The following is a 19,909-nucleotide window of genomic DNA, read 5'->3' on the forward strand; positions in this document are numbered from 1 at the left end:
TTTAAAATAAATTTCAGTTGCTATGGATCTTGGCAAAAGGGCGCACTTACCCAAGCCCCCTCTTGTGGGCTTAAAAAAATCAGGCTAAATAAGGGCAGCCACTAATACCCAGCCGGTAAATCAATCGGATCAGTTTCTTGGCTACATGGGACAAAGCGATTTTGTAAGGCTTGTGTTCTGACAGTTTCTTTTCAAGGTATTCTTTGAATCTCGGTACGTTCTGTGCAACCAGGCGGGCGGCAAGGTACAGTGTCTTTCGCAGATAGGGGGATCCTCTTTTTTCCATCTTGTTATGCTTCGAATGGTAGTCTCCAGAGTCATGTTTGGAAGGTGACATCCCTGCGTAAGCCAGGAGCTTGTCGACATCCGGAAAACGCTTGAAATCACCAACTTCGCCCAGAATGCTGGCACAAAGGGTATAACCGATCCCTGGTATGTCAATAATCGAAGATTCTTCCTGGTCCACCATTTCCTTAAGCTTCTCATCGATTTCAACGATATGCTGCTTCAACACTTCAATATCCGTAATGGTATGGACGAGTTCCATAGAAGCCGAAAGCGAGACTTTACCGATAGAACGGCATGCTGCCTGGTGGATTTCCAAAGCCTTGCTTTTGTCAAATCTCCCCTGTGAGGCATCACTTAACAGGCGCGTCAGCCGCTTCATGCTGCAATGAGCAATCTGTTCATGGCCAGGATAGGCTTTTAGAAGCGCATAGATTGAAGCAAGATGGATGGAAGATGTCAGCCCTTCCAGCTCTGGGAATAAAATCGTAACCAGACGGGAAACTGATATCTTTAGCTTGGAACACTTCTGCATGGTTTGAGATCTGTAACGAGAGAGTGATTTCATTTCCTCGTTATGGTACAATGAAGAAGAGTAGGTTTGGGATCCTTTCCCTGACACAATCATCTGTGCAATAGCGCAGGCATCGACTTTATCAGTCTTGGTCTTACGCAGGCTGAATCCTTGCTTGTATCTATTCGTGAGAAGCGGATTGAAAGTGAGCAGTGGAAGGTCATGTTCTGAGATGAAATGGGCGAGATTCGAGGAATAGTGACCGGTTGCTTCCAATCCTACTCTTATTTTATCTTTTGGAATGCCCAGTTCAGAAATCTTGGAAAGGAGCATGTCAAAGCCTTCCCGTGAATTGGGAAATGTAAAAGATTCAACTGTTTTCAATGCATCCGAGTCAATGATACAGCAGTCATGTTTCCGCTTTGCAACGTCAATTCCGACACAAAGCATAAAAATCAACCTCCTTTTTTTGAATTGGCAGCTGTGCATCAAAGCCACAGAGACTTCATCATAATGTATCCTCGCTAGATATGAACCGTCGAGCGGTATCCAACTCATTAACAAATTGAATGAATTCTGTGGTCGGACTCTACAAAAACCGTCAAGCGGTAGGGGCGCGCAACCGATCCACAGCTCCATTCTAATCGTACCGTAATTCACTATAAAAGGGAATATCTGGTACAACTCTATTATACGAGGGGCGAGCCAAAGGCCCGCCCTTCCCGGCCGCCCGGAGGGTTCCCTTTAAAAAAATTTGCCTGCAAATTTTATCCTTGTGCACCTCCCTAAAGGCACGCCTGGTGAAAAAACAAAGCAATCATACAAACTTAATTTCCAGTTTTTTCCCCAATCCATGAGCAATCTTGCACAGCGTTGCAATGGAGGGCATGGCCTGTCCTTTTTCAATCCGGCTGATATTGGACTGGCGGATGCCCGTCCGCTGTGCCAGTTCAGACTGGGTCAGTTTTTGTTCGCTCCTGGCTTTCAAAACCATCATCATCAGCTGGTATTCCATCTCGCTCTTATCCCACTCCTTTTTGAATGTGGGATTTTTCATCTGTTCTTTCAGATACTTATCAAAATCATCCATGATCTTTCACCCCTCAATCCATGCATCGATGCAGATAATCTATCCTTATCTCTTTAGCTCGTTTGATTTCTCGAGCCGGCGTTTTTTGCGTTTTCTTAACAAAGCCGTGGGTTAATACAGCCCTGTCGCCTACAATAAAGAAATATAATACTCGGGTAATATCGCTGCCGACCTTTGCCCGCAATTCTAATATACCATCATCCAACGACTCCGATAATGGCATTCTGAGATTGTGCCCCAAATCCTGCAGGGCCATAATGGAACGAAGCATTTTTGTCCGCATTTTCACATCAAGACTGTCTAAGAATTCTTTTACTGGTACATTGCCGTTTATATCGGTGTAGAATATAATCTCCATAAATTATTCCTTTCATGATATATTTATTATATATCACGAAAGGAATAAAAGCAAACTTTTAAATCTTGGATATACCATCCTTCGGCCGCTGACCGTTGACAAAATTCGTTCAAAATCATCTTGCCCTGGCAGATGATCTCTATCTGCGTGAGACGTGAGGCGCTGGGCTTGAGGCGATTCCTGCTTCCAAATATATTTACTTCCGAATGGGTAAAACCTTCTCTACCCTGATCTGTTCCAGCAGCATCCTGGGAACATTCAGCCCATATACAATGATAAAATAGCCTCTTTCAAAAAAACGGACCCTCTTTCCAGAAGGTCCGTTTTCTTTACGCCAAACGTCTCTCGCCCCACGCAATAGGGCGCCGGCCATTCCGGCCGGCCCGTTTCACCGGGGCTTCGATGAAAGCCGGATTTTATCCCGCCTTTACTGTTCAATCAACTTCTGCAGCTTCTCCACGTACATCGTCCTGATCGCGTTCAACAAATTTCCCCAGTACTTCAACCCGATATCCGGATGGGTCTGCCGGTATTCTTTTACATGGCTGTTCTTCTTCAAGGCGTCCTGGTTCACCTGTTTGTCGTGGGGATCTTTTCCTGCATCGTAGGTTTCCATGAAGAATTCCAGGGCTTCCGGGTCCACGCACCATTCCTGGGCGAAGCTGTCGATGATGGCCTTTGCTTTGGCCCGCACCCGGTCGTTCATTACATCCACGAAGCTCTGGTTCACAAAGGCTGCCGGATTGTCCCGGTATTCCTGCCAGATTTCTTCCAGAATCTGGGCTCTGGCTGGATTGGTCTTCCGGAACCGTTCGATTTCTTCGGCAATTTCCTGGAAAATCTTCTGGTTTTTGGCACTGTCCGCAATCATCAGAGCCGATTCATCGGGCCGGGTGGCTTCCATCAGTTTCAGGATATAGTCCTCGTCGATCTGGTCCCGGTGCCAGCAGCGCAGTTGGTAGTTGACGACGATGTTGGTCTCTTCATCCCCATCATCATCCTGGTCCTTCTTGAGTTCTTCTTTCACATTGTTGAACTTGCCGCTGTACCTTTCGATGATTTCTTCGGCAATCTTGTAATCCCGTTCCAGGTCACGGTCCTGGAATTCAGAATACACCTGGATATCCCCATAGGCATCGTCAAAATTCCGGAAGGCCTTCAAAAAGGCGATTTTCTGCTTCTTCGTCAGCCCATCTACCGCTTCCGGGCTGGCAGCTGCCTGGCGGAGTTTCCCCAGGGCTTCCCGGAATTTCATTTCCGCTTCTTCCCAGGTGGGCGCCTGGACAAAGCTGCCGCCCCCCGCGGAATACAGGGTCATGGCCTCATCCACCGCCCGTTTGAAATGGGCCGGCACCTGGAAGGTGACGATCTGCCCGAACCGTTTCTGGCTGTCAAAGAGCCGGTTGGTCCGGGAAAAGGCCTGGATGATCCCGTAGGACCGCATAGGCTTCCGGTCGATGAACAGGGTGGAAAGGCAGGGCGCATCGAACCCGGTAAGCAGCCGGTCCACCACGATCACCAGGTCCAGCTGGGCTTCCCGCACCTGGTACCGGGCCTTCTTACGGGCCAGACGGTCGTTTACATTGGCGTTGTAGGCGTTCAGCTGGTCCAGGCCGAACTGGGTGCCGAACATCTCGTTGTAATCCTGCAGGGATTCCTTCATCCGGTCCTGGTTCACCGTGCTGTTGTCCTCATTTTCCGTGACGGAATAGGTAATGGCCACTTTGGGGAAATCCGCCAGCTTCCGTTTGATGGCGCTGCTCACTTCCACCCCTGGCACTTCTCCGGCCTTCACCTTCTGGAACAGCTGGTAATACCGCTGGGCCTGCTGGATGGAACTGGTGGTGAGAATGGCGGTGAAGCTGTTCCCCTTCCCCCGGTCCAGGCCCAACTTCCCGCTGGAACGGTTGATGATGAAATCCACCACCTGGCGCATGTGCCCTTCGTCCTCGTAGGCGGCATCCAGGATTTTCTCCTGGAGCAGGGCTTTTTCCACGCTGAATCCGTCCTGGTCTTCTTCCCAGCCGGTTACATGGTTCTCCCGGGCCAGTTCTTCCATGTCGAAAGTGTTGTGGTATTCCACCTGGAACCCCAGCACCGCCCCGTCGTGGAGGGCTTCTTTGATGGTGTACCGGTGGAGGCACTTGCCGTACTGTTCCTGGGTGGTCTTGGGCAGGTTCCCGGCGCTGTTCTTGGCATCCTGTTCAAAAATCGGGGTGCCGGTGAACCCGTACCACAGGGGCCGGGTGAAATACTGGTCCAGCTGGGCCTGGGCTGCCGGGGACACCGCCCGGTGACATTCATCCACCACAAACACCAGCCGGAGCTTGTGGAGCTTTTCGTATTTGTCGCACCCTTCCGGGTACCGCTTCATAACAATCTGGAGCTTCTGGATGGTGGTGACGATCACGTCCCCGCCTTTGGCCTGGAGCTTCTTGACCAGGTCCCCGGTGTTGTCCGTTTCGTTCACATCGATGGTGTCATACTGGGCATAGGCCTGGAAAGCCCCGGTGGTCTGGTTGTCCAGGTCTTTCCGGTCCACCACGAAGATTACCTTGTCCACACTGGGGATCTGGGTCAGATAATGGGCCGTTTTGTAGGAAGTGAGGGTCTTGCCGCTCCCGGTGGTGTGCCAGATGAAGCCGGACTGGGTGCCCCCATCCGTATAGGGATTCACGGCGTTTTTCACCGCTTCGATGGCATGGATCTGGTAGGGCCGGAGCAGGATGATGGCCTTCCGTTCGCTGTCCAGCACCGTATACTGGGACACCATCCGATGGGCCGCGGGAATGGACAATACCTCCCGGGCAAAGGACAGATAGTCTGTCTGGGGCTGGTTCTTGTCATCCAGCCACAGGGACAGGAACTGGGGATTCAGGCTGCTTTCCGCTGCTGCTGCAATGTACCGGGTATCCGTTCCGTTGGATACCACGAACATCTGGAGGGTGGAAAAAATATCCCGGAACACCCCTTCTTTCAGGTATTTCTTGATCTGGTTGAAGGCCTCCATATAGGGATGGGCCCGGTTCTTCAGCTCGATGTGGATCATGGGCAGCCCGTTGATGAGGAGGGTCACGTCTCCCCTGCGGTTCCGGTCCAGAGCCTCCCTCCGGGGGAACTGGATCTGGTGCACCACTTCGTATACAGAAGAACCCCCGGCCACATCCACCCGTTTGAACACCACCGGATGGATGGTGCCCAGGCTGGCGTCTTCCCGCTGGATGTCCACCCGGGCCACTCCGTTTTCGCCCAGCATCCATTTGGCCCCGTCATAAAAGGTGGGGAAACGGAGCTGGTTCTGCACCTGGAGGAATTCCCCGTCGGTGAGCGGATGGGCGTCAAACAGCTCCTTGTTGTTGTTCACCAGGATCCGCCGGAAATTGTCCCACAGGTCCTGGATGGTGTGGAGGTCCTCCCGGAGGGTCCACTGGGACTGCTGTTCCGTCAGCTGCCGGAGCAGGTGCTGCTCCATGCTTTCTTCCGATTCATAGGAAGTCATACGGTTTCCCCCTTATACAAACAGATTTTGGAGCAGGAATTTTTTTACTGCCTGGAGCTGGGTGATTTTTTGCTGGTGGAGGGTGATGAGGTTATCAATGTTATTAAAGTAATTTCCAATTATTATTTGTTCTTGTACAGAAGGAATCAAAATTTTTGTTTTAAGAATATTATCGTTATACAATCTCTTAATTGTACTGCCTTCTATACCCGCCCATTTCACAATCTTATAAAGTTGTATTAAAAACGAATTTTGGATCCTATTATCATGTTTAAGCCAAACAATATTGGAATCCTGATAATAAGCATCTTCTCCCGTATATTCGACGGTTCTGCCAATACTTCCAGATGCGGAAATCAGAATATCACCTTTCTCTGGATATGGATATTTCTTTTTGTATTCATCAAAAAGATTTTTTGAAATATAGGCATCAGGTTTTCCACCAAATGTACCAATTTTATAAAAAGGGATATCACCATTCTCCGTCGTCTGATTCTTAAAAATACGCTTACACATAGCAACTGAGCCAAAATCCCCCAACTTCCGCTGTTCCCACTCCCCTGTAAATCCTTTAAACCGGATTTTCGGGACCTTCTCTCCTTTGGCCGGGAACAGATTCTGGAGGAAATAGGCTTTCAGCTTTTTCAGCTGGTCGGACTTGCGCTGATGAAGGGTTATAGTGTCATCAATTTCAGAAAAGAAGGTACCAATTTGATGCTGTTCTTCTTCTGATGGCACTAAAACTTTTTGGCTTTCCAATTCACTTTTATTTAGATTTCCAATAGCCCCATTGCCACCTGCAACATGAGTTCTAATAAACCTTTGATACCACAGCGAGCCTAGTAATGCATTTACAAATTTAGTGTCAGTTCCTGATCCTAAAAGCATAAAGCCACCATGAACTGCCATACTATCAGTAATATTCTTAATAATTGCATGCTTTCCGACGAGTTTAGAAGAGCCATTTGCAGCAGTAATTAAGATGTCACCATTATTAACTAATGGTATATTTACCGATGCTGCATCAACAAAAACATCATCGTCATTGATTGTAAATGTATTTCCGTTGATATTCGATGACCGTAATACTCTTATACCTGACTGTCTCACATCAGCCGGAGAATAAGTTAACCCACGTCTTAATTGAAGCAAGTCTCTGAACTTACGCTGTTCCCAATCATCCGTAAACCCCTTGAACCGTACCGCCGGAACCTTCTTCATGTCTTTTTTCATCATCCCATCTCCTTACTGAAACAGGTGAAGCAGGTCCTGGAGGTCTTTGGCCTTTTTCGGGTCGTCGGTGGTCAGCTCTTCCATCATATCCGCCAGTTCTTTTTCTGCAGCCTGGATCTGGTGGTTGGTATCCGCCATTTCCCGGTTCACTTCTCCCAGATCGATTTCCGGTTCCGGTTCGGAGGTATCCACATACCGGGGGATGTTCAGGTTGAAGTCGTTTTCCTGGATTTCCTCAAAGGAGGCCACATGGGCAAATTTGTCCACGTCCTTCCGGTCCACGTAGGCCTGGAACAGCTTCTGGATGTTGGCCTGGGTCAGGGTGTTCTTAGCCTTGCCTTTTTCAAATTCCTGGCTGCCGTCGATGAACAGCACATCCCGGCCGGGACGGTCTTTTTTCAGCACCATGATGATGGTGGGGATGCCGGTGGAATAGAAGATCCCTGCCGGAAGGCCGATTACTGCATAGATGTACCCTTTTTCCAGCAGCTTTTGGCGGATCTTCCCTTCCGCAGCCCCCCGGAACAGTACCCCGTGGGGCAGGACGATGCCCATGGTGCCGGACTCTTTCAGATGGTACAGGCCGTGGAGCAAAAAGGCATAGTCGGCCTTGGATTTGGGAGCCAGCACCCCGTAATCGGAAAACCGGGGGTCACTTTCAAACCCCTTGTCCGCACTCCAGTGCTGGGAATAGGGCGGGTTCATCATGACCCCGTCAAAATTCGTCACTTCATCACTGGGCCAATCCCGGTCCAGGGTGTCCGCATTCCGCAGATGCTGGTTGGTGGCAGCGATCCCGTGGATGATCATGTTCATCCGGGCCAGGTTGTAGGTGGAAGTTTTGATTTCCTGTCCATAATAGGCAATGGAATCCACATCCTGGATATAATGACGCACATTCAGCAGCAGGGACCCGGACCCCATGGCCGGGTCGTAGGCGCTGAAGCCCTTTTTGGCTTCCTGGCCCCAGGTCACAATGTGGGTCAGCAGTTGGGAAACCGATTGGGGGGTATAGAATTCTCCTGCCTTCTGGCCCATATCGGAAGCAAAGGTGCCGATCAGATATTCATAAGCATCCCCCAGCACATCCCCGCTGTGGCTGTCCAGGTTCAAGGGAGACAGGGCCGTCATCACCTGGGCGATCATGTCATTCCGCTTCTGGGGAGTGGACCCCAGCTTGGTGGAATACAGGTCCACATCGTCGAACAGATGGCCCAGAAGGTCCGGATTGGACTGTTCAATGTCCCGGAAGGCCTGGTTCAGATTTTCCAGCTGGAAGGTCTGCTTCCGGATGGAATCCATCAAAGCGGCAAAGGTAAAGTCCGGTTTGATTTCATAATCCATGTTCATGGTTTCCAGCAGGTCTTCGTGGAATTCTTCCGCATCGTAATATTTTTTATACACCCCCTGACGGGCCTCTTCCGTGGCCACATCCTGTGCTTCCACTTCCCCGGCATCCACCAGGGCATTGGCAGCCGCTTCCAGGGTTTTGTCGGACAAATGCTTGTAAAAAATAAGGCCCAGAGCATAGTTCATATAGTCCGCTGCCCCCATGGTCTGGCGCATCACGTTGGCAGAATCCCACAGAACCTGTTCCAGGCTTTTTTCGTCAGTGCTCATCGTTGTGAATCTCCTTTAGGATAATTTGGCATGCTTGTTTGTGATATTTTTATTGTATCACAGAATCAGGGCCTCTTTTTCGTCAATTTTATTATACCCCACCCCCTGTCCAAAAAGGCGGACAAAAAAAGACGTCAGACTGGCCCTTGGGGCCGCATCTGACGTCTTACAAGAGCCCTGCCGGGCGGCCAGGGAAGGGCTTCCCTGAGGGCAGCCCCTACCACGTTGGGGTCAGAGATGCAACAGAAAATCAGAGAAACGGGGTTGTCAAAAAATCCGTTCCTGTGACCGTTGTATCCAACATCCGACCCCAACGGTGTAAGGGCGAGCCCCAGGCCCGCCCGTCCCGGCCCCTATGTCCCCCTCTTCACTCTCCCCTCTTCATCTTCTCCAGCGCCTTCCGGTATCTGCCATACAGGGTGGACAGGGGGCACTGGTAGGCTTCCTGGAGCTTTTTCCAGGGGATTTGCTGGACGGCCGCCTGGCGGACCAGGAGCCGTTCCTTGGGGGTGAGCTGTCGGAAGGCTCTGCGGATTTCTTCCGCCTGGATCCCCCGGAGGAAATCTTCCTGGTAGCTGGATCTTCCTCCTTCCATCACTTGGACCTTCTCCTGGATGCGTTTCTGCCTGGCTTCTTTCCGGATGTAATGGGACAGCAGGTAGGTCAAATGGGTCTTCACGAAGCCAGGGAACTTTCTGGCATCTTCTCCCGGATATTTCCGGATGGCTTCCAAAAGGCCCAGCACCAATTGGCTGGCCAGGTCCGTCCGCCGGGAATAGTCCCGTTCCTGGGCGGCCAGTTTCCGTACCAAGGGCCGGAAAGTGGTGACGATGGCCAGCTGGGCCTCCTGGTCACCCTGTTTCGCCAAAACAAGCAATTTTTCCAGTTCTCTTTCTTTTTCCATAGTGCCACCTTCCTTCATCCCTTCTCGAATAGTTCCATGGGTTCTTCCCCTCCTGGCCGGCTGCAGCAGATTCCCCCAGGTTCCAATGCCCAGCGCCGGTCCAGCCCATAGAAGGGCAGGGGCACGGTCATCCCGGCCAGACGGCTGACGATCCGGGCCGCTGTTTCTGCATCCTGCTTGTCCCCATTGCCCCGCACCTGGGCCATCTTTTCTCCCAAGGCCTTCAGACTGTCGTTACTGGTCACCAGGGTCATTTTCTGCTGCCGGTACCGGACGTCGATGACCCGGGCCAATTGCTCCAGCCCCCAAGCATTGAACCGTTCCGACCCCAGGTCGTCGATGATCAGACAGTCTGCATTTTCCAGGCTCCGGTCCGGGGTATCGGGATGTTTCAGATTCTCCCGGAAGCGGCACCGGAGCTGGGAGGTATTGGTGAAAAGGACCCGCTGGCCCTGCTGGACCAGGAGATTCCCCACGATGGCTGCCAGCAGGGTCTTGCCGGTGCCTCGGCTGCCGTAAAGATACAGGCCCTTTCCCGGATCTTTCTGCCGGACCAAGCGTTGAGCCATCCGCACCGCCAGCCGGTTGCCGTCCGTCACCTGGTAATCGGCAAAGGTCTTTCCCTGGAACAGCTTGGGAAGGTTGGCTTCCTGCCTCCGTTCCTGGATCCGGAGCTTCCGTTCCCGCAGCTTCTTCCGGGGGCAGGGCGTCAGCGGGAAATACAGATAGCCCCGATGGCTGGTCAAAAGAGGCATCATCCCCGGAATGGGCTGCCGGCAAATGTCCCCGCTGCATGCCCTGCAAAGATCCTGCTGTTCCTTCACCTTTTGGATATGGAATCCGCGGTTCTCATAGTACTCCCGTTTCACGTAAGCCGGAGGACCGATCAAATTGGTCACTTCCACGTAATCCAGTTTTGCTTCTCCAGAAGCCTGTTTCTTTACTTCCACCACAATGTCTCCTTTCCAAAGACCCTGACGGCTCCATGGCTGTCGGGATTTTTTTCTTTTTTATCACTTTTTCTTTTCTGACTCTACCCTAACCTAAACTAACCTGTGGCTTCCGTTGGTATGCCCACGGGGACGTCAAGGCTTGTAGAGCCAGGTTGGATGGGCTTATCCCTCCTCCCTTCCAAAATCTTTTCCGGCCGCTTGGCTGTCACTGGGCTGCCATTTGTCATCCGGTCCGTCATACCACGAGTCTTCCCCATGGCTGTCATCCAGGCAGTCCCAAAGGATGCCAGGATGGCTGTCAGGGCGGCTGCCCGAATGGCTGACGTAAGATCTACAATCATCCAATACAGCATAGCTTCTGTCCCGTAAAACTGTAACATAACGTTTCTCCTGGTGGATACTCGGGGTGTACCGGTCTTTGCGGATCCAGTTGTGCTGCCCCCAGTGGGTGATGCAGAGGACTCCGCTGATGAAGGGGATCACAAAGCCGGATTGTTTCAGCTCTTCCAGAGATTCCGGCTGACATCCGGTGAGCCTCACGATGCCCAGGGGATTGCTGACGAAACCGTCATCATCGGCATGGAGGACCAGGTGCATATAGAGCGCCTGGGTATCAGGCGCCAGCACCAAGAAGCGTTCATCATCGGTGATTTTTGAATTGATCATACGGCGGCAGGCCATAAGAAAAGCACTCCTTTCTCTTTCGCACTATTCTGTCTATAAGAAAAGCCAGGACCCCCGGAAGAGACCCTGGCTTCGGGACAGCAGTCACCGTTTGTCCCTGTCGTTTCTTTTCGATTCCCTCCTTTGCTGTCCTTAGGGCAGGTTGTCCATCATTTCTTCAATGGGCAGATTGGTTACTTTGCTGATTTCTTGCAGAGTCCTGATGGATGGCATGTACTTGGGGTTCTGTTCCCTGGTCGCTTTCTTCATACGGGTCAGTGTACGGACGGAAATCCCCGTATCTTCTGACAGCTGTTTCATGGTGATCTCATGGAATGTGAGCCAGAAGAAAAGTGATTGGAAAACAGGCATCTGCAGCATCTCCTTCAAATAAGATTTTGGTTATAGTTATTATTATACTTGTGTAGAAATATCTGTAAATACTTTGGACACATGTGTCCGGTCCGCCCTAAAAAATGCGCCGAAAAATGATCCAAAATGTAAACCCCGTAAGGCACAAGACAGTGCATCGTCCATATGGCAGCAGGGAGACTGATTCGGCCCCGTTCGCAAAAAATACTCGAAAAAATCCTCGCTCCCGTCTCTTATACAGTGTAAGGAGGCGGTGACATGGAAGAAATCAAACGGCAGGAAGTCCTGGAACTGGCCCGCAGGGCCCGTGGGCGCATCCAGAAAATCTACCTGCACTGGACGGCTGGACGGTATGACCAGCTGTTCCCAGACTATCACCTGCTGATCCGGGGGGACGGGAGCCTGGTCACCAGTACCCGGGACTGGACCCGGACCCTTCCCCACACCTGGAACCGGAATACCGGTGCCCTAGGCATTGCCCTGTGCTGTGCCAGAGATGCCGTGCTCTATGCCGACGGCACCTTCGATTTGGGGGACTATCCCCCCACTTCCCTGCAGGTGGAAAGCGCATCCATCCTGCTGGCTGCTCTGTCGGATGTCTGGAAACTCCCTCTGGAGCCTGCCCATGTCATGACCCATGCAGAGGCTGCCGACCTGGACGGTTACGGGCCGAGCATGGCCGGGACTCCCGCTTTTGAACGGTGGGATCTGTGGAAGCTGAAAGACTACGACGGAGTATGGCGCGGCGGCGGGGCGGTACTCCGGGGAAAGGGGCTGTATTATCAGTGGCTGAAGCGGAAAAAGGCGTGAGCCTTTTTCCTGTCCGCGGTCAGCTGTCAACGGTCAACGGCCGATAGATGCCAAATACTGCGCATTTGCCTTTGAACGTATAGCCCTCTGGACGGCCGGGATGGGCTCCCCCGTTCGATTGCAACGAGGTAGACCAACTATATAAAGTCAAGCCAATTTTAAAATAAATTTCAGTTGCTATGGATCTTGGCAAAAGGGCGCACTTACCCAAGCCCCCTCTTGTGGGCTTAAAAAAATCAGGCTAAATAAGGGCAGCCACTAATACCCAGCCGGTAAATCAATCGGATCAGTTTCTTGGCTACATGGGACAAAGCGATTTTGTAAGGCTTGTGTTCTGACAGTTTCTTTTCAAGGTATTCTTTGAATCTCGGTACGTTCTGTGCAACCAGGCGGGCGGCAAGGTACAGTGTCTTTCGCAGATAGGGGGATCCTCTTTTTTCCATCTTGTTATGCTTCGAATGGTAGTCTCCAGAGTCATGTTTGGAAGGTGACATCCCTGCGTAAGCCAGGAGCTTGTCGACATCCGGAAAACGCTTGAAATCACCAACTTCGCCCAGAATGCTGGCACAAAGGGTATAACCGATCCCTGGTATGTCAATAATCGAAGATTCTTCCTGGTCCACCATTTCCTTAAGCTTCTCATCGATTTCAACGATATGCTGCTTCAACACTTCAATATCCGTAATGGTATGGACGAGTTCCATAGAAGCCGAAAGCGAGACTTTACCGATAGAACGGCATGCTGCCTGGTGGATTTCCAAAGCCTTGCTTTTGTCAAATCTCCCCTGTGAGGCATCACTTAACAGGCGCGTCAGCCGCTTCATGCTGCAATGAGCAATCTGTTCATGGCCAGGATAGGCTTTTAGAAGCGCATAGATTGAAGCAAGATGGATGGAAGATGTCAGCCCTTCCAGCTCTGGGAATAAAATCGTAACCAGACGGGAAACTGATATCTTTAGCTTGGAACACTTCTGCATGGTTTGAGATCTGTAACGAGAGAGTGATTTCATTTCCTCGTTATGGTACAATGAAGAAGAGTAGGTTTGGGAACCTTTCCCTGACACAATCATCTGTGCAATAGCGCAGGCATCGACTTTATCAGTCTTGGTCTTACGCAGGCTGAATCCTTGCTTGTATCTATTCGTGAGAAGCGGATTGAAAGTGAGCAGTGGAAGGTCATGTTCTGAGATGAAATGGGCGAGATTCGAGGAATAGTGACCGGTTGCTTCCAATCCTACTCTTATTTTATCTTTTGGAATGCCCAGTTCAGAAATCTTGGAAAGGAGCATGTCAAAGCCTTCCCGTGAATTGGGAAATGTAAAAGATTCAACTGTTTTCAATGCATCCGAGTCAATGATACAGCAGTCATGTTTCCGCTTTGCAACGTCAATTCCGACACAAAGCATAAAAATCAACCTCCTTTTTTTGAATTGGCAGCTGTGCATCAAAGCCACAGAGACTTCATCATAATGTATCCTCGCTAGATATGAACCGTCGAGCGGTATCCAACTCATTAACAAATTGAATGAATTCTGTGGTCGGACTCTACAAAAACCGTCAAGCGGTAGGGGCGCGCAACCGATCCACAGCTCCATTCTAATCGTACCGTAATTCACTATAAAAGGGAATATCTGGTACAACTCTATTATACGAGGGGCGTGCCGCAGGCCCGCCCTTCCCGGCCTGTGGGTTTAACCCTTTAAAGGAACCCGCCCCGGTGGGTTCCCTCCATCGGCGTGAGACGCTTTTCTCCCCCCGCCCCCTTACACTCTCTGACCTGGATCATCTTGTAAACAAAGGAGGAATGAACCAATGGCAGCAACGAAAGACCTGACTGCAGTGACCCTGCAGCTAGAAGTGAAGAATGGGGTGGACAAGAATGACCAGCCCAAATTCAAGAACATCAGCTACGACAACCTGGACACCAAGGCCACAGCGGACCAGCTGGCGGAAATGGGCAAAGAATTCGGCGGGCTGATGGAAGAAGCTCCCCACGGCCTGTACGTGGTGGAACGGCATCAGCTCACGGAAGAAGTGTAAAGGAGGCATGACAGATGGCAGATTCCCGGAAATTGGACCTGATCTTCAAAGACAGCAAAAAAGCCACCAAGAACATCCGCATCCCCAATCCCCGTACGGACGTGGATAAGGAAGCGGTGCTCCCGGTGATGGAAAAGGTGGTGGAAAGCAAGATTTTCCTCTCCCGGAACAACCTTCCGGTGGAAACCGTCCAGGCAGCCAAGGTGACGGACGTACAGGACCTGTTGGCGGACCCGGCCGCTGACGAAAGCGCCGAGGGCTGACCATGGACGACCTGACCCTGCTGGCCGGCCAGGCTGCTCAGTACGGCTTCCCCATGGTCATCTCCTGGTACCTGTTGGTACGGATGGAAGAGAAACTGGAGAACCTGACCCAGAGCATCGAACGGCTGCGCATGGCAGTGAAGATGGAATAGAGAAAAAGCGTGCTGCGAAAAAAATCGCGGCACGCTTTTTTTCAATGGTCAAGAGAGAAGTCAGGCCGGCCCGCCGGGCCTTTCAGAAGTCAGACGTCAGATTGACCTGAGCTAAGCAAATCGGTCCTGCTGCTAGACTGGACAAATCTGAATTCTGACTTCTTCTCAATCCCTCTGGCCGGAGGCCTGCTCTCCACTCTGCACTCTTCCCTCTGCACTGGTCTCTTCATCTCCCCTTCATTTTCCTTCGCTATACTATAAGCCAACAACGATAGCTGCATACCTGGTATGGGCCCATCGTTGTTTTTTATTTTACCGGAAAGGATCGTGTTTTGCTGATGATGACCAAAAAAACTCTTTCGGCTGCCATTCTCTGCAGCCTTTGCGCTTTTCCTGCCTGGGCTGGGGCTGCCGCTCAGACGGCAAATTCCCAGACCGCTGCTCCTGCTGTTTCTGCCCAAGCGGCTCCGGCAGTTCCTTCCCCATCCCAAGCTTCCTATGACTTGACTTTCCCCGCTGCCAAAGGGGTGAAAGAATCCCTTTCTCTGGACAATCGCCAAGTCACCTACTATGCATACCGGGATCTGGTTTACGTAGCCCATCCCAAAAATGCCGACTATGAAAAAATGAACATCTTTATCCCTGCTGCCTATCTGGAGGGAAAATCCGTCAATGGCTATACGGCCCAGACGGCTCCCATTTTCCTGCCCAACCAGGTGGGCGGCTACATGCCCGGAAAGGCTGGGGATCCTAAGGATACCCATGTGATGGGCGGCGGCAGCACTTCCACCCTGCTCCAGGCCCTGGACCGAGGCTATGTGGTGGCTTCTCCTGCCATCCGGGGCCGCAGCACCACCGATGCCAACGGCACTTATGTGGGCAAAGCTCCGGCGCTCATCGTGGACTACAAGGCAGCCGTCCGGTATCTCCGCCACAACCGGAAACAGCTCCCGGCCGGGGACACAGAAAAGATCATTTCCAACGGAACCAGTGCAGGCGGTGCCCTTTCCGCCTTGCTGGGAGCCACCGGGAACAGCCCGGATTATGAACCGTACCTCCGGGAAATCGGGGCTGCGGAAGAACGGGATGATATCTTTGGCTCCATGGACTACTGCCCCATCACTGACCTGCCCCATGCAGATTTGGCCTATGAATGGGTCTTCAATGGAGTGAACACCGCCCACCAGAGCTTTACCATGCAGGCCCCCAGCCAGGGAGGAGCCAGTTTCCCTGGGACCGGAGCCGCTCCTGCTGCCGGCACCGTTGCTGACCGTCCGGCCAATGCTCCTCGGGAAACCGCCCAGGGTACCCCGATGACCAGCGCCCAGAAGAAGGTTTCCAGCCAGCTGAAAGCGCTGTTCCCTGCCTATGTGAACAGCTTAGGACTGAAGGTTGCGGAAGGCCGTCTCCTGACCCTGGACAAAAATGGCAGCGGGTCCTTCAAGGAATACATCAAGGGCATCTACATGGCTTCTGCCCAGAAAGCCCTGGACAGCGGAGCAGATCTTTCCAAGCTGGACTGGCTGACGATCAAAGACGGCAAAGTAAAAGACATGGATCTGGCCAAATATGCTGCTTTTGCCACCCGTCTGAAAGTAGCGCCCGCCTTTGACAAGCTGGATGGTTCTTCCGGAGAAAATGATGAATTTGCCACCAGTACCAACCAGCCCCGCCATTTCAGTACCTTCGGCTATGAGCACCGGACGGACAAGAATCCCATGGCGCCGGCAGGAGATATCAAACTGCTGAGTCCTCTGGAATATATCGGAAAGGAATCGGTGACCCTGGCTCCCCACTGGCGGATCCGCCACGGCTCTGTAGACCGGGATACGGCCATGCCCGTGCCGGCCATGCTGGCCCTGAAGCTCCAAGAGCAGGGCAAGGACGTGGATTTTGCCGCCGCCTGGGGCAAAGGCCACGCTGGAGACTATGACTTGGATGAGCTGTTCGCCTGGATCGATTCGATTTGCAAATAAAAAGGGGGATGTTGCACGTTGTGTGCAACATCTCCCTGTCACTGGTCTCTTGTCACTGGTCACTGGACGAAGGAAGGCAGCCGAGCTGCGGCTGCCTTTCATTGTATGACGCCGGCTCAGACGCGCCTTTGGCTTGTCCTTGCCTCTCCAGAAGAAACCAAGACAAGCAACGGATTAAAAGAAAGGCAAACTCCTATTTTTATTCGAAAGAACCCGCCAGCCACGGGTTCTTTCCATTGGCCAGAGACCAGTGACCGTTGACCAGTGACAAAAAAGGGCTGTTGCGCATGCAACAGCTCCTTTTTCTTATTTTCTCCCCGGATACTTTTTCAGTCCTTCTTCCAGGATCCGCATGGCTTTTTTCAAGTCTTCGGTATTGAGCACGTAGGCCAGCCGGGCTTCATCCTGTCCCCGCTTCACATCGGAGGCATAGAATCCGTTGCCGGGGGTGATCATCACCGTTTCCCCGTCGATATCAAAGTCTTCCAAGAGCCATTTGGCAAATTTTTCCGTATCATCGATGGGCATCTTCACCATCACATAGAAGGCCCCCTTGGGATCAGAAGAAATCACCCCAGGCATCCGGGACAGGCAGGCTTTGATGGTATCCCGCCGTTTGGTATATTCCTTTTTCACATCCTCCCAATAAGATTTGGGGGTGGTGTAAAGGGCAGCAGCTCCCAGCTGTTCGATGTTGGGGCAGGAAAGACGGGCCTGGCAACACTTCAGCAGTTCCTGCTGGAGTGCCTTGTTCCGGGTGATCACGCAGCCGCTCCGTGCGCCGCAGGCACTGTACCGTTTGGAAACGGAATCGATGAGGACCAGGTAGTCATCCAATTCCCGGAGCTGTCCGAAGCTGGTATAGACCCCATCATAGACGAATTCCCGGTACACTTCATCGGCGATCAGGGTCAGATCGTATTTCCGGACGATCCGGGACAGCATATCCATTTCCGCCCGGGTGTAGATCACTCCGGTGGGATTCCCTGGGTTGCAGATCAGGATGGCTCGGGTCCGGTCGTTGATGTATTTTTCTACTGTCGCCTCATCCGGCAGATGGTAGCCGGTATCAGGAGAAGTGGGGACCCCGTTGATTTCCACATTGTAAGCCCCAGTGAAACTCTTATAGTTGGCATAGAAAGGCTCGAACATCAGGATGTTGTCCCCAGGATCGCAGGTGGTCATCACCGCAAAAGAAACGGCTTCACTGCCCCCATTGGTCACAAAGATGTCATCCAGGTCGTACTCCATGCCCCAGCCGGCATAATAATTCCGGATTCCCTGGAGCAGCTTCTCGTTCCCTTGGGATTTTCCATAGGCCACCACTTTTGGATGATAGGATGCCACCCCTTCAAAAAAACTATCCGGGGTGGGGATATCCGGCTGTCCAATATTCAAATGATAGATTTTCTTTGTCTTTTCCACCCGGTTGGCAATGGGAGCCAGTTTCCGGATGGGAGAAGTGGGAATGTGCAGCGTCCGCTGAGAAATATGCATGTTGTTCTCCTTATAACAAATCTCCAAAAATCGAATGGCCGATGAATTCCCGGATAATGGAGTTATTGGGAATGGCCTTATCATCAATGGGTTCCACGATCTGCAGCATGTCCAGGAAATTCCGCGCCACCGGATATTCTGCTGCGTCCCGGGGAATCTGTTCCAGGAGCGGGCAGGCATATTTCTTGAAGACAGCCAATTCATAGATCAGGGTGGTATTGAACATGATGTCCGCTTCCTCGCTGAAGGGGAAAATATTCTCCTCTTCCCCATCCCGGACCTTGCTCCAGTTCTGGATGGTCTGCCGGGCATCGTGGGACCGGAACTGGGAATCCCGCACCATCCGCCGCAGCAGCCGCATGTCCGTGGTGGGAATGCGGTTGTAATCATCAAAGGATAAGGGCGTCAGGGCACTGATGTAGATTTTCATCTTGTTCCGGCGCCGGACCCGGGAAGACAGTTTTTCATTCATCCCGTGGATCCCTTCCACCACCAGGACCCCGTCATCTCCCAGGAATTCTTTCTGGCCCCGGTATTCCCGGTGGCCGGTCTTGAAGTTGAAGTAGGGGATCTCTACCGTCTCATCCCGGAGCAGCCGTTCCATATGATCATTGAACAGTTCCGTATCCAGAGCTTCAATAGATTCGAAATCGTAGCTTCCGTCCGGCAGGCGGGGAGTCTGCTCCCGTTCCTTGAAATAGTTGTCCAGAGAAATGGGGATGGGACGCAGCCCATTCACCCGCATCTGTACTGCCAGCCGCTGGGAAAAGGTGGTCTTTCCGGAAGAAGAAGGGCCGGCGATCAGGACCAGCCGTACATTCCGGTCATCCGCATTGATTTCATCAGCGATCCGGGCAATGGATTTTTCATGGTAGGCCTCGCACATCTGGATGATGCCCCGGCTGTTGCCTTCCCGGATATACCGATTCAGGGCAGCTACCGTAGGACAGTGCATCACCTGTCCCATCTTTTCAGAATCGGCATAGACTTGGGCCAGCTTCTTCCGTTCCACATAAGGTTCCAGTTTCTCCAGCTGTTCCTGCCGCCCGTACCGGAGCAGGATCCCGGACCCCATCCACACCAGCTGGAAAGCTTTCAGGCAGCCCAGATTGGGCAGCAGGGGGGTAACAGAATAGGCATATTGATCCCCCAGCTGATAGATGTTAATCTTGTGGTTCTCCGGAAGGGCCTCTAAGAGCGGAGCTTCATCCTGATACAGCTGCGGGTTCACATAGGGCCAGGCCCCGTCCCGCTCCACCTGTTTCACCTGGATGGGTTCCTGGTCCCGGATCATCTCTTCCATGCAGCGGGTGATGTCTTCCAAATCATACTTGCTCAGGAAGATTTTATTCTTCACGGCACAGTACAGCCCATGGCCGAAGGTGTTTTCCACCTCCAGGCGGATTTCCGGCCGTTGCCGGGCCATGGCCGCAATCAGGGCGAACTGGAAGGTGGCGATGTAGGCCCGGTAGCCGGTTTCGCTGTCCAGAGGATAGAAGCCCACATGATCTCCCTCCCCAGGGCACAGCTGCAAGGGCTGTATCTCACCGTTGATCACCCCCACGGCAATGGGACTGTCATACTGTTCCTGATGATCCCTGGCTATGGTCAAAAGTGGTGTCCCCGTCTGATACTGTCTCCTGGCTCCGTCCGGTCCAATGATCTCCATCTCTTCCGCTC

At 52.2% G+C, this 19,909-nt stretch carries 18 protein-coding genes; 5 read left to right on the top strand and 13 right to left on the bottom strand.

Going from position 1 to position 19,909, the window contains the following annotated elements; genetic code table 11:
* Positions 1-79: 79 nt before the first annotated feature.
* The 10 genes from BQ2657_RS10960 to BQ2657_RS11005 all read right to left on the bottom strand — a co-directional run bounded on the left by BQ2657_RS10960 (position 80) and on the right by BQ2657_RS11005 (position 11,500).
* On the bottom strand, positions 80-1,249 hold the full coding sequence (locus BQ2657_RS10960; RefSeq protein WP_075580209.1) for an IS110 family RNA-guided transposase: 1,170 nt from the start codon (positions 1,247-1,249) through the stop codon (positions 80-82).
* A 367-nt stretch (positions 1,250-1,616) separates the two neighbouring features.
* On the bottom strand, positions 1,617-1,889 hold the full coding sequence (locus BQ2657_RS10965; RefSeq protein ID WP_075580644.1) for a helix-turn-helix domain-containing protein: 273 nt from the start codon (positions 1,887-1,889) through the stop codon (positions 1,617-1,619).
* Between the two features lie 13 nt (positions 1,890-1,902).
* Positions 1,903-2,247, bottom strand: coding sequence for a type II toxin-antitoxin system RelE/ParE family toxin (locus tag BQ2657_RS10970; protein WP_075580645.1), 345 nt, complete (start codon positions 2,245-2,247; stop codon positions 1,903-1,905).
* A 427-nt stretch (positions 2,248-2,674) separates the two neighbouring features.
* Entirely contained in the window at positions 2,675-5,746 is a 3,072-nt protein-coding gene (locus BQ2657_RS10975; protein ID WP_075580646.1) for a type I restriction endonuclease subunit R, read from the bottom strand.
* Positions 5,747-5,758: 12 nt separating this feature from the next.
* Positions 5,759-6,982 carry a restriction endonuclease subunit S gene (locus BQ2657_RS10980; protein ID WP_143224883.1) on the bottom strand — a complete coding sequence of 408 codons (1,224 nt, stop codon included), beginning with the start codon at positions 6,980-6,982 and terminating at the stop codon, positions 5,759-5,761.
* A gap of 9 nt (positions 6,983-6,991) precedes the next feature.
* A complete protein-coding gene (locus BQ2657_RS10985; protein ID WP_075580647.1) occupies positions 6,992-8,599 on the bottom strand; it encodes a type I restriction-modification system subunit M in 1,608 nt (535 codons plus the stop codon).
* Between the two features lie 367 nt (positions 8,600-8,966).
* Positions 8,967-9,503 (bottom strand): RNA polymerase sigma factor, encoded by a 537-nt coding sequence (locus tag BQ2657_RS10990; RefSeq protein ID WP_187119205.1) that lies wholly within the window; start codon positions 9,501-9,503, stop codon positions 8,967-8,969.
* 14 nt (positions 9,504-9,517) lie between these two features.
* Positions 9,518-10,453: an ATP-binding protein gene (locus tag BQ2657_RS10995; protein WP_075580649.1), complete on the bottom strand. Its 936-nt coding sequence runs from the start codon at positions 10,451-10,453 to the stop codon at positions 9,518-9,520.
* Positions 10,454-10,618: 165 nt separating this feature from the next.
* Positions 10,619-11,137 (bottom strand): hypothetical protein, encoded by a 519-nt coding sequence (locus BQ2657_RS11000; RefSeq protein ID WP_075580650.1) that lies wholly within the window; start codon positions 11,135-11,137, stop codon positions 10,619-10,621.
* 135 nt (positions 11,138-11,272) lie between these two features.
* A complete protein-coding gene (locus BQ2657_RS11005) occupies positions 11,273-11,500 on the bottom strand; it encodes a helix-turn-helix domain-containing protein (RefSeq protein WP_083236256.1) in 228 nt (75 codons plus the stop codon).
* Positions 11,501-11,749: 249 nt separating this feature from the next.
* Here BQ2657_RS11005 and BQ2657_RS11010 point away from each other — a divergent pair, with 249 nt between their 5' ends.
* The gene (locus BQ2657_RS11010; protein WP_075580652.1) at positions 11,750-12,301 is read left to right on the top strand and encodes a peptidoglycan recognition protein family protein; all 552 of its coding nucleotides are present in this window, start codon (positions 11,750-11,752) and stop codon (positions 12,299-12,301) included.
* 236 nt (positions 12,302-12,537) lie between these two features.
* Here BQ2657_RS11010 and BQ2657_RS11015 read toward each other — a convergent pair whose 3' ends face one another.
* Entirely contained in the window at positions 12,538-13,707 is a 1,170-nt protein-coding gene (locus tag BQ2657_RS11015; protein ID WP_075580209.1) for an IS110 family RNA-guided transposase, read from the bottom strand.
* A gap of 406 nt (positions 13,708-14,113) precedes the next feature.
* On the opposite strand from BQ2657_RS11015, the gene BQ2657_RS11020 reads away from it, so the two are divergent.
* The 4 genes from BQ2657_RS11020 (at position 14,114) to BQ2657_RS11035 (ending at position 16,732) form a co-directional block, all read left to right on the top strand.
* Positions 14,114-14,341, top strand: a complete 228-nt coding sequence (locus BQ2657_RS11020) for a DUF1659 domain-containing protein (protein ID WP_075580653.1) — start codon at positions 14,114-14,116, stop codon at positions 14,339-14,341.
* 14 nt (positions 14,342-14,355) lie between these two features.
* On the top strand, positions 14,356-14,604 hold the full coding sequence (locus tag BQ2657_RS11025) for a DUF2922 domain-containing protein (protein ID WP_075580654.1): 249 nt from the start codon (positions 14,356-14,358) through the stop codon (positions 14,602-14,604).
* A 2-nt stretch (positions 14,605-14,606) separates the two neighbouring features.
* Entirely contained in the window at positions 14,607-14,756 is a 150-nt protein-coding gene (locus BQ2657_RS12735) for a YvrJ family protein (RefSeq protein WP_083236257.1), read from the top strand.
* 338 nt (positions 14,757-15,094) lie between these two features.
* Positions 15,095-16,732 (top strand): subtype B tannase, encoded by a 1,638-nt coding sequence (locus BQ2657_RS11035; RefSeq protein WP_198524555.1) that lies wholly within the window; start codon positions 15,095-15,097, stop codon positions 16,730-16,732.
* Between the two features lie 306 nt (positions 16,733-17,038).
* Here the strand turns inward: BQ2657_RS11035 and BQ2657_RS11040 are convergent, their stop codons facing one another.
* A complete protein-coding gene (locus tag BQ2657_RS11040) occupies positions 17,039-18,229 on the bottom strand; it encodes a pyridoxal phosphate-dependent aminotransferase (protein WP_075580655.1) in 1,191 nt (396 codons plus the stop codon).
* Positions 18,230-18,239: 10 nt separating this feature from the next.
* A complete protein-coding gene (locus BQ2657_RS11045; RefSeq protein ID WP_075580656.1) occupies positions 18,240-19,898 on the bottom strand; it encodes a nucleoside kinase in 1,659 nt (552 codons plus the stop codon).
* Between the last annotated feature and the right edge of the window lie 11 nt (positions 19,899-19,909).

This window comes from Acidaminococcus massiliensis (assembly GCF_900095825.1).
GTDB classification, from domain to species: domain Bacteria; phylum Bacillota; class Negativicutes; order Acidaminococcales; family Acidaminococcaceae; genus Acidaminococcus; species Acidaminococcus massiliensis.